Origin of the sequence: Pseudochelatococcus lubricantis (assembly GCF_042432495.1) — a bacterium.
GTDB lineage: Bacteria > Pseudomonadota > Alphaproteobacteria > Rhizobiales > Beijerinckiaceae > Pseudochelatococcus > Pseudochelatococcus lubricantis.
In genome coordinates, this window is the sequence record NZ_JBHLXC010000008.1 from 1 (window position 1) to 11,319 (window position 11,319).

The following is an 11,319-nucleotide window of genomic DNA, read 5'->3' on the forward strand; positions in this document are numbered from 1 at the left end:
CATGGACGAACTGGTGCGCGAGGGGCGTAAGATCTGATTCCGTTGAGGACGGTCCGGAAAAGAAAAGGAGGGGCACTTGCGTGCCCCGCCGATGTCTTGTCGCTGGATCGGGCGTCTGCCGTCAGCCCACGAGGTCGTAGCCGACGATCTGGCCGAGGTCGCGGATCGCGGTCGTGCCCACCAGGTCGAGTTCGACCACGTTCTCGATCGACAGATTGCCTTCCGCCATGTTGTTCACCGTGCGCAGGCCCGTGGGGTTCAGCATCGTCAGCGCGTTGCTCAGCTCCCGCCTCATACACGAGGATGAAGCATGGAGCGCAGGTGGATGGAAAGCGCTTTTGAAGTTGCCTCTATCATGTTCAGTCTGCGGGAACCGCCGGTACATGGGGCCGGGAAGGCCTAGAACTCCTTTTGTCACACTTTTGCTTTCTGGTACGGGCTAGTTTGGTCTATCCTGCGCTTGCGTCGGGGTAAGAAGCAGCATCCGTTTTAGAACGTCGAATATGGATAGTCGGGAGAGGTGGGATGCGTGTCACAATGATTGGCTCTGGTTACGTCGGTCTTGTGTCCGGCGCTTGTTTTGCTGAATTCGGCCACATTGTTACGTGTGTCGATAGGGATGCAGGCAAGATTGAGGCACTTCAAAAAGGGAAAATGCCTATCTATGAACCCGGCCTCGATGAGATCGTTGCTAATAATGTTCGCGCAGAGCGTCTGTTTTTTACCACACAGTTGAAGGAAGCCGTCACGACGGCAGACGTTGTTTTTATCGCCGTCGGTACGCCGTCGCGCCGCGGCGACGGTCATGCAGATCTATCTTACGTTCACCAGGCTGCTCGTGACATTGCGGTAGCGATAGAAGGTTATACTGTCATCGTGAATAAATCGACAGTACCTGTAGGAACAGGCGATACTGTTGAGCGGATCATACGGGAGATGAGGTCAGAGGCGGAATTCGCTATTGTCTCGAATCCAGAGTTCCTGCGTGAAGGAGCCGCGATCAATGACTTCAAACGTCCTGATCGGATCGTTATCGGCACAAATGATCTTCGTGCACAGGAGGTCATGCGTGAGCTGTATCGTCCCTTATATCTCAATCAGTCACCACTCGTCGTCACTAATCGCCGCACAGCAGAACTGATCAAATATGCTGCCAATGCCTTTTTGGCGACCAAGATCACCTTTATTAATGAAATCGCCGATCTATGCGAGAAAGTTGGCGCAAATGTGCAGGAAGTGGCACGCGGTATCGGACTCGACAACCGAATAGGCTCCAAATTCCTGCATGCTGGACCGGGCTACGGCGGATCTTGTTTTCCGAAGGATACGCTGGCCCTGGTCAAGACAGCGCAGGACGCCGATTCTCCCGTACGAATTGTCGAGACTGTCGCTGCGGTCAACGACGTGCGCAAGCGCGCTATGGGCCGTAAGGTAATCGCTGCTTGTGACGGCAGCGTTAGTGGCAAGACAATTGCAGTGCTCGGTCTCACCTTCAAGCCCAACACCGACGATATGCGCGCTGCACCGTCGATTGATATCATTCAGGCTTTACAGGACGCCGGTGCGAACATACAAGCCTTTGATCCTGAAGGGATTGAGCAAGCCAAGAGTGTACTTGAAAACGTTATATATGCTAGAGACGCTTATTCAGCCATTAGTGGAGCAGATGCGCTTGTTCTTGTGACCGAATGGGACGCTTTCCGCGCCCTTGATCTTGTAAGGGTTAAGGCGCTACTCAGGTCACCGATTGTCGTGGATCTTCGCAATATTTATCCGCCGCAGGAACTAATTCGTCACGGCTTCAGATACGTGAGCGTCGGGCGCCCTGAAGAGGTGTATCACGGCTAGAGGCTGTTAGGGATATGTAAGCCAAGATTTCCAAGGTTTGTGAGATGACGACCGTTCGCAAACCTGACCGTGCTGATGTTTCGGATGAAGAATGAGTGCTGATTGTGCCCTATCTAACGCTTTTGCCGAAGAATGCCGGATCGCCTGCGTTATGCCGTGAAGACGGGTAGGCCATTATGCTGGTTGCGGGTGGGCTGCTTCGAGGCGCAGGCCAAGGACTTGCGCATGCTTTTGCGGAGGATCCCCGCCGGTCGGCCGAGCCAGCACACAGTTGCGATCATCGATAGCCGCACCCGGCGTTCGACGCCGGAAAGCGGAGATAGTAAGTATAAAATTTATCCTCGATAAGGAACAGGCCTAGCGAAGGATGCTCTGAATGGTTAAGCGAATTTTCTTGTTCCATAGTCGGCCAATTCTGATAACATCACGTCATTAGGTTAACTATTGACTGCATTATGCTCATACGCTATATGTTAAATTCGTGCAACAACGCGGTGTGTATGTATCATGTTTCCTATTTGTATCATGTCCTTTAATAGGCCTCATTATTTGGAACAAGTGCTTAGCTCCCTAAGGGCGCAAAAAGGATATGACGTGTGCGACAGCGATGTATATTTTTTTCAGGATGGAGCAGTAAATTTGTTCTCTGGAGAGCGATATGCTGATGATAGAGATGTCACTCAGTGTATTTCTCTTTTTCGGAGGTATTTTCCGGGTGGGAGCATCATTTATAATGCAAAGAATATTGGGGTTGCTCTGAATTTTGACAGAGCGGAGCGGCTCATGTTTGAAAAATTTAATGTAGAATGTGCCTTTTTTTTGGAGGATGATTTCTTATTGGGATGTAGTTACTTGTCATCCCTTAAGAGAATAGCTGATGTTTGTCTTGCTGATGGCAGGGCTGGGTATTTTTCTGCAATGGGCAACCAGTATGCTACCCTTGAAGAACAGAGGGCTCGTCCAGCATTGTTGACTCCAATGAGCCATAACTGGGCATTTGGCCTCACACGTGCTCAATGGCTTAAGATGCGTCCTTTTGTGATGCAGTATCTAGAGATAATTGGAGAATCGGACTATAGGAAGCGCGATGCCGAAAGGGTTTCTGCGTTGTTTGACAGTTGGGGGGTGGGTTTTCCTGGAACAAGCCAAGATGTTGTGAAGAGCATTGCAGTTCATTTAACAGGAAACGTGAAACTTAAGACTTATACTTGTTATGGCCGATACATAGGTGAGGTTGGATTGCATTCTACAAAAGCTATCTTCGAAAAGATGGGGTTTTCAAATGCCGTCTTTGTAGATGACGATATTTGTTCTGTCACACAAATTAAAGATAGTGATTTTAATCATGCTAGAGATATTGGTTTAAAATATGCAATGGAAGGAAAAAATAAATAAAGTTAGAGCGTTTATGTTTGTAAAATATAAGCACCAAATGCAGCGCTACACACGCCTTCACCGGTCCGTTTTTCTGAACAGCATGCGGTTTCGGTTAGTGCTGCACGGATGGCCTGCGCTAGACGGATTTTACCAGTATTAGAGTCAATGCGAACGCAGGGCGACAATATGTTCGTGCCGGCGGCATCGAGCGCGGATTTCTCCGCGCGCCACCTGTCCGGCCCCTGCGAGCGCCGTGCCACGGCGAGCCAGGCCTTGAGGCGCTCGGTCTGCGGCCAGAGGCGGGCCTTGCCGTCGGAAGCCGAACCGTCCGACCACACCTCGTTGACCGCGACCCGGCGCAACGGGTCGTAGCCGTGCGTCTCGGCAAAGCCGACCATGCCCAGCGGGAACGCGCCGGCGTCGCCGCCGGTCAGCGCTTCCCAGCGCATCAGCAGCCACGCCCATTCGTAGTTGTGTCCGGGCTCGACACGGCACCGCCCGGCGTCCTCGACGGGCGTCCAGTCCGCGCCGAATGTCTCGCGCAGTATTCCGCGCTCCCTGTCGACGAAACGCGACAGGAACAGCGCCACGACCGTGTCCGCGAGTTCGCGCCAGCGGGGATCGGGATCGAGCGGAAGCCAGGCGAGCGACGCCTCCAGAAGATGCATGTGCGGGTTGGAGCGCAGCGGGAAGGGCTTGTCGAGGCGGTCAACGAAGCCGCCATCCGCGTGGGCGAAGCGTTCCACGACCGACTGCCGCAGCAGCCGCGCGCGCTCCACGATATCGGGATCGCGCAGCAGGCGCCAGGCATGCGCATGGGCAAAGAGCAGGAAGGCCTGGTCGTAGAGGTCGAAGCCGATATCGGACACGCTGTCGTCGGCGGCGAGCGTATGGAACAGGAAACCGCCGGCGCTGGTGTGGAGCGCGAGGAAGCGGCAGCCATGGCGGACGCCGGCCTCCGCGGCCAACCTGTTCCAGCCCAGTTCAGCCGCCTCGCACATCGCGTAGACCTGACGCGCGGTGACGCGCACCCGCCGCGGGCCGGGCGCGCCCCGGCCGCGGGCGGACAGCGTCTCGGCATAGCCGCCGCGCGCATGGTCGGCGCCGACGGTCGACCAAAGCGGCAGGATCTGCTCGAACAGAACCTTGCGGTAAAGGCCAAGCGTTTCCTTCAGCTCTGCTGTATCCCGCAGTTCTTCACCGGCAATGAGAGAGCCGTTGGCAACGGACGCCGTGTCGGGTTTCATGTCACTGTAGGTAACATTCATGTGATCTCAACTCCCGCGACAGCCAGTTGCTTGCGATTATAGGATAGTTATTCTTTAACATTTATAAATTCGTTTAAGGCGTTATAGCCTATTTCAAGATATGCTTTTTTAATCAATGATGAGAATACTGCTCTACCTCAATCGATCTCACACGACCGTATCTGCAAGCAGCGGTCGATAATCGTTACTACGAGGGCGTCCCGTTAGGCGGGAGAGATCGTTGGTCATGACCGATTCAAGAAAATTGATGCGCGAAACAACGTCCGTATCTGCGAAATAGATGAATCCGCAAACGCCGATCGCGGCAATACGATGATCTTCCCCATTTGTATTAAGGCTGAAATTGACAAACTCGTTTGCCCGAAACTCCACGTCAACGAGTATACGGTTATCCTGACCGCGAGGAAGTCCTGCAATGTCCTTCGCCGTCAAGTCGACAGAAATCCATTTTTTCTCGTCAGCAGCGAGCTCTACTGACTGATGGATGGAACTTGCAACTGTTACCTGGATCCGACTTCGCTGTCCCTGCATACCCTTCACCTGAATGAAGAGCTTCGCTCCACCTCCTTCCGGCAACTCAGCAAGAAAGGCGAGCGTTGCCACACCGGGCTTGGTCCACGTCCCCCACGGCTCCGGCCACCACCAGCCATCTCCCTGTCGGAACACTTCGCCCGAGCGCATATTCGGCCATATGCGCGTCTCCTTATTTTCCGTAATGGAATGAAAGAGAGAAGGTGCGGCAGGCACTGGCCACAAACCTCCTCGCGACGTGAACATCACCTTCATGGGGACCTTTTGATGCGACGCCGTATGCCAACTGACCAGCGTCGAAACAAACTCTGCGGCAATGTCGCGCCAAGGCCGCGCCGAAAAGTCCCTTGCGATATGCTCTTCAGTCTTTCGGCGAAATTCATGATCGAAGATGAGCGCTTCCAGTTGCTGGACCAGTTCAGCTTCGGATGCCGGGTCAAAATACACAGCGAAATCACCGCCAGCCTCAGGAAGGCTCGTAACATTAGAAATGAGCGGCACCTTGCCGTAGCAGAGGGATTCAGTAACCGGTAATCCCCATCCCTCATATGAACTTGTGTATATTGTGAAGAGGCAATTTTTATAGAGCGCTTCCAGTTCCTGATCTGGAATTTTCGAGAGCATAACAATGCGATCTTTAAGGATATCACTTGAATTAAGCCGTGCATAGACTGCGTCATTCAGCCAGCCTTTATTCCCAACGCAGACAAGCTTCGGAATATTATTGATCCCATGTCGTTTGGCCAAGCGAAGCCAAGCGTTAAAGGCTAGAAAGTGATTTTTGCGTGATTCGATCGTCGAGACGAATAGAGCGTAGTTCTCCTTCTTAATATTTGTTCTATTGAAAATCAGATCACCCGACTTCTGATTGCTTGTTGAGGTCCGTGTTGCGCTCCTGTAGTCAGCATCAAGCGTGATGACGCGCGGCTCTTCAACTGAATACCCAAGGTAGGCAGCGACTTTCGTGACGTCCTTAGCTGTCGACTTAGAGTTTACGAGGAAATAGTCAGCATGCTGGAATACGCCAAGTGCCCAAGTGATAAAATCCCGAGTTAACCCTTCAACACAATGCTCTGGAGTCATGATAGGAATGCAATCATGAACGTATGGAACATATTTTATATTATATCTTGATTTTGCATGACGAATATGAAGAAAGTAATTTTGAAGCCACCAAGATGTTCCGATATTGACTAGAAATGCACCTTGTTGAAAAATAAGCGTATCAGCTTTATCAAGGTGAAATTTCAATTCTTCAAGCACTCGAATCCAGTCATTTGCTGTTGTTTCACCACTAATTACGGCAAGTTTACAAATATGATTGAAAAAAAGAGGCGGAAGGACAAGCCAAGTGTCAGACGATTTAGTGAAACAAGCAACCCTAATCTCAACATTCTCAGGGGCGTTAAAAATCAAATCGGTTACGACCTCGATCTGAACCCGTTGAATACCTGTCGGCAGTCTCGCATTCATAAAATACTGGATGAGGTCACTGACGTCAAAGACAAGTTCAATTTTGCCGCTCGAACTGATTCCAAGACGCTCAAATGTATCTTTAACGGAAGCCTGGGTGTCCCTTGCCTCATACGAGGCAACAGGCTCGTGCGATAATTCTCCACGAACTTTTTCGGCTATGAGAAACCGTTCCACCGCAACCAGTTCGTTGTCGATCTCGGGGTGTGTCGGATACAAAGCCTTGACCGTCTTGTAGTGTTCAAGGGCAACATCCATTTCACCCATACGCTTCGCAAGATGACCAAGTTGCATGTATAAATCTGGATTCTGAGAGTCGATCTCGAGCGCCCTGTTATAGGCAGTAATCGAACGTTCGTATTGCTCAGCCTCTTTGGAAACGTTACCAAGTTGGACCCAGATATGGAATAAATCGCCGTTCAGGGATAAGGCCTTATCGTAATAATCTGCCGCCTTTGACCAATTTCCACTATCCCGCTCCTGATCAGCTTCCGCTATCAGAGTTGCTACATCATTGCTCGCTTCACTCATCGTCACTCTCGTATATCACTGGAGATCCGGACATAGATAGCTACAAGAGCCGCCATGTAGCATGACTACTTTACGGCTGCCCTCCTTCAAAGAAACATATTCTGACGTCACCATAGACAGCGTTTGATAAGATTTGGACTCAAGGACCAGTGGCTATCCGCAAGAGTATGAATTTTCTTAAGCGGGAAGGCGTCCCAAAATTCGTTCTCATGAACAGGCAAGGGAGCCCATACGTCGTCAACATGCTTCATTAGTTGCACCCAGTCGGTCACTGTGGCATATGGAGCGCCAAAAACCTTGATCTGTTCGACACCCGTGCCCGCATAAAAATCGGCGATCCTGTGATCGATTTCAGCATAATCCGCTATTATGTCGAGCGTACGTCCCCCTGACCATCTATGGGGAAAGTAGATTGCTGGAATGCCATAGGCTTGCGGTACAATCAAGCCGTGAAAGCTCGTACTCACGATGCGCCGGCAAGACAGGACTTCGCGTAGCTTATCGACAAAGGCCTCCCACGTTGGTTCGTGAAAGGTGCTTATAATTCTCACTCCATCAACCTCACCTCCAGTATACCGAACAAAATTCGTCTTCACTCTGGCAGCACTCGTGAGACCATCTAGTTCGGAAATGTGGACGATGACGCCAAGCTCGTGAATCTTCTCAGGTTTAAGGGGCAATATTCGTGGCAGAAACCAAGCTGGATCGCCATAAATCTCCGGTACGCTGATCCCTTCATTGACAAAGGCTGCTCGACTGTAAGGCCCGCGTAATGCATAAACATGGAACTCGGTATTCGGTGGGCGCCGATAACCGGAAATTGTGCTATCACCGACTCCGCGTTTTGGGTCGACACCGGTTCCCCAAAAATACGCAGAACCGTTATGTTGCGCATGACCGATCGTACCAGCGGAAACCATTCGCAATCCGGAATGGTTGAAATGGCGATGTACGCAGGGAAGCCCCGAAATGGCCGATACGACAACAGGACTTAAGGCGTCGCCAAAATTTGAAACTGCCTCCCCTGGAACCGCGTTGTCGCGTGACTTCACCCAAGCTAGAGGTATATGTCGATATTGAGATACATAGTCCTGCAGGACATTAGAGGTCTGAGCGCTAGTCAAAACGTCTCCCTTGGTGTTTTTGGTTCTTGATGGACTCAGGCTAATGCGTTTGCAATGGATCGGGTGAAGCGGGTACGGTTGTAACGATCAGCGATCAGCGCTGCACCTGCTTCGGCTCGAATGGCTGTCACTTCGTGAGAATCGAGAATAGCTCGAATCGCTGCCACGCCGCTCTCGATTATCGGTTCGGCCCATTCTCCGATATTGCTATCGCAATTCATCATCCACGGATCAACTGGGCAGAGCCTATGATCAATCACAAAGGCCGTCTCCGGCGTCACGAAGTCTGCCTCTCCAGACCAAGAGATGCTGGCTACTGGCTTTTCAAGAAGCATGGCATGGGCAATCCCATAGCCAAAACCCTCACCTCTATGCAGCGAGAGATATGCATCAATCTCCCGCAGAAAGCCCCAATACTGTTTATCTGAGAAGCGTTCAACCAGCACGCGGAAACGTCCGTCACCAATAATTTCCATTATGGTTCGCTCCCAATGACGGTTGCGATTACTCCAGTGATTGATATCGATCGTTTTCAGTTTCAGGATCAACACCGCCTCAGCGGGATCCCGGACCGCGGCCTTGAACGCCTGGACAGCACCAAGAAAATTTTTCCGCTCGATGCTCGATCCAAACTCTCCGATGGAGGCAAACACCTTAGCGGAGTCCGGAATTTCCAGTCTCTGTCGTATATTTACAGGTACAGAGCTACCTGCGGTGAGCGCCTTGCCAATAACGCGTACTGGCTTTCCCGGGCAAAGGGACTCAAAGACAGGTTTCAAGAAATTCGCGGGCACCCAGATTTCATCGACAAAATCTGCACCCGTTCGAAATTTATCAGGTGCTTTTGACGTTTCCCAAAGGAAGAAGCCAATATTTTTTCCTTTTGGAGAAATTTCTGATACTTCCTCTGTGTAAAGTCTTATTATGTCATTCGGATTTGAACAGATAATATTAGTTCCATCGACTCGATTCGGCGCGCGAAAACTTAATCTAGCCTTTTTAAAACAATTAACATGAGAAAATTTTTGATACAAATCCGTCATCGCGTCGGCAAACATATGGCTATTATTTCCCAAGCCGGTGCTGTCAAAAAATCCGATTATATTAATCCGGCCACCAAGCCGCTTACACTCAACTTCAACAGCACGATTGAAGCAGTAAGCAAACACTGACCGGGCGTCGCGCAACGATGGATTCCTAGCGATATCAAGAAGGAGACTACCAACTGTCGGAACTTGCCCACCAGACTGCTTTGCCGTCGTTAGCTGAAGGATAAAATTGTGGGATATAATTTCTTCGTCAAAGACAATACGAAACCATTGATCTGGGATTAAAAGAATTCCCTCACCACGTGCGATGGCCTGCACAACTTCGGTGACAACCTGCAATACCAACTGGCTTGGCGTTGCATCGCGGTCTATGAGCCCCGCATAGATTCGATTAAGCTCGACGCCGGATATTTCCGAAACAGGTTGGCGAGCAATAACGAGTTCGTTCTGGAACCAATCCAGCAAAAACGCATCCCCTAGAAATCGATTAGCCATAAGAACTTGACAGCTGTCTTCCAATCGAGATTCTGCGTTCAGAAGATACTTTGCGACTCGTTTCTCGTCAAATCCACAGTCTATTAATCCAGAAAATCTTGCTTCATTTAACGATTCTGAGTCAAAGCTTAATGCCGGTCGCCGGATAAAATCTTTCTGCCTTTTGGATAACGGCAAAGTCAGCTGTGCTGGCAAGTTATACTTTTTATTATAGTAATTTATCAGAGCGAGAAAATCGCTTTCCATGTAACCTTCTGTACTTGTACCCCTTGTCTGTGAACCAGAGTTATGAAATTCCTCCCAAAAATAATTACGCCCTTCGGGTGAAACATAAGCACTGGTGCGAGTTCCCTTGAACGAAGGGCCAAAGAGCGCTCCCATCAAGAGCATTAATTTTTGGTCGCCCCCCCCCCGCAGCAGCGACTCGAAATCGACCGTCAAACTCTGCTCTTGTTGTTGCTCTGCTAAAGTCACCGAAATGTTCCACGCGGAGTTCGTCCGGCCACCAAGATTCGACTCCCCAAGAATTGTCAGCATAAAAGGCTCATCGTCAGCCTGCTGCAGCGCAACAAACAAGCAGCACAACGGCGGCGCTTGACCAAGAAGTACCTCGCCGTCCAGCACACGCAGCGAAGCCTGTCCCATATTGAAAAGGCACAGAATCGGCTGCGAAAGCTCCAAGCGAAACGCCAAGCCAACAACCTTCCCGTCAGCGTCAGAAAGCTCTATTGCTGGTGTGAACTCTCGCAAAAATTCAACCAATACTGAGAATAGTGATGTCATTGTCACCGCCCGATTTTCGGCAGGCAACTTCTTTCCCCACTCGGTCAACCATGCGGTGAAAGATGTAATCTTCTCGGCCCAAATGCTTCTGTTGCGAAACTCGGCGCTATTCAGCATCCGTTTCAGGAACTCGGCAAGCGCCGCAGCATCTGACATCCAGTTGCTGATATCGTTCCGCGTTTCCGTTTCGGCCTCACGCGACAGAAGATGGAGATAAGCGGAATGGTAAAAATCGGTTGCAAATGTCACAGTACGCTCCGAACAGCCGTTTCTGACGATAGGTAACATCTGCGGGATCACGACACAACCTGAACCGCGCTACAGGTCAAGCTAGACCACCCGCTGGCCCCTGCCGCCTGAACACCGACGGTATCAATGGCAGTGTATAACATAATAAAGAAAGGCCCAGGGCAATCCAGGGCCGTCAGGTGTATCGTTCGCATAATACGTTCACCCCTTCGTAGTCAGCAGCCCTTTCCGCGTTTTCACACAGCAGTGCATTCGTTTCATACTCGTAAAAAGGCGGGGCACTTGCGTGCCCCGCCGATGTCTTGTCGCTGGATCGGGCGTCTGCCGTCAGCCCACGAGGTCGTAGCCGACGATCTGGCCGAGGTCGCGGATCGCGGTCGTGCCCACCAGGTCGAGTTCGACCACGTTCTCGATCGACAGGTTGCCTTCCGCCATGTTGTTCACCGTGCGCAGGCCCGTGGGGTTCAGCATCGTCAGCGCGTTGCTCAGCCCGTTGATGTTGCCCGTGCGGTCGCCCGTCTGAACGACATACCAGTTGTCGTCGAAGCGGAACGCCGCCACGCTGTTCTGGCCCATCACGCTCGCCACGTA

At 51.2% G+C, this 11,319-nt stretch carries 8 protein-coding genes; 2 read left to right on the forward strand and 6 right to left on the reverse strand.

The window, feature by feature from the left end; all coding sequences use genetic code 11:
- Positions 1-121: 121 nt before the first annotated feature.
- Entirely contained in the window at positions 122-265 is a 144-nt protein-coding gene (locus ACFFJ7_RS14955; RefSeq protein WP_377593392.1) for a hypothetical protein, read from the reverse strand.
- A 260-nt stretch (positions 266-525) separates the two neighbouring features.
- Here ACFFJ7_RS14955 and ACFFJ7_RS14960 point away from each other — a divergent pair, with 260 nt between their 5' ends.
- Entirely contained in the window at positions 526-1,848 is a 1,323-nt protein-coding gene (locus tag ACFFJ7_RS14960; RefSeq protein ID WP_377593394.1) for a UDP-glucose dehydrogenase family protein, read from the forward strand.
- A 594-nt stretch (positions 1,849-2,442) separates the two neighbouring features.
- A complete protein-coding gene (locus ACFFJ7_RS14965) occupies positions 2,443-3,243 on the forward strand; it encodes a hypothetical protein (protein ID WP_377593395.1) in 801 nt (266 codons plus the stop codon).
- A gap of 11 nt (positions 3,244-3,254) precedes the next feature.
- Here ACFFJ7_RS14965 and ACFFJ7_RS14970 read toward each other — a convergent pair whose 3' ends face one another.
- The 5 genes from ACFFJ7_RS14970 to ACFFJ7_RS14990 all read right to left on the reverse strand — a co-directional run.
- The gene (locus tag ACFFJ7_RS14970; RefSeq protein ID WP_377593396.1) at positions 3,255-4,493 is read right to left on the reverse strand and encodes an AGE family epimerase/isomerase; all 1,239 of its coding nucleotides are present in this window, start codon (positions 4,491-4,493) and stop codon (positions 3,255-3,257) included.
- 147 nt (positions 4,494-4,640) lie between these two features.
- Positions 4,641-7,028: a glycosyltransferase gene (locus ACFFJ7_RS14975; protein WP_377593397.1), complete on the reverse strand. Its 2,388-nt coding sequence runs from the start codon at positions 7,026-7,028 to the stop codon at positions 4,641-4,643.
- Between the two features lie 107 nt (positions 7,029-7,135).
- Positions 7,136-7,948, reverse strand: coding sequence for a polysaccharide pyruvyl transferase family protein (locus ACFFJ7_RS14980; RefSeq protein ID WP_377593398.1), 813 nt, complete (start codon positions 7,946-7,948; stop codon positions 7,136-7,138).
- A 239-nt stretch (positions 7,949-8,187) separates the two neighbouring features.
- Positions 8,188-10,728, reverse strand: a complete 2,541-nt coding sequence (locus tag ACFFJ7_RS14985) for a glycosyltransferase (RefSeq protein WP_377593399.1) — start codon at positions 10,726-10,728, stop codon at positions 8,188-8,190.
- A gap of 327 nt (positions 10,729-11,055) precedes the next feature.
- Positions 11,056-11,319, reverse strand: a 264-nt coding sequence (locus tag ACFFJ7_RS14990) for a hypothetical protein (RefSeq protein ID WP_377593401.1), incomplete at its 5' end; no start/stop codon positions are given.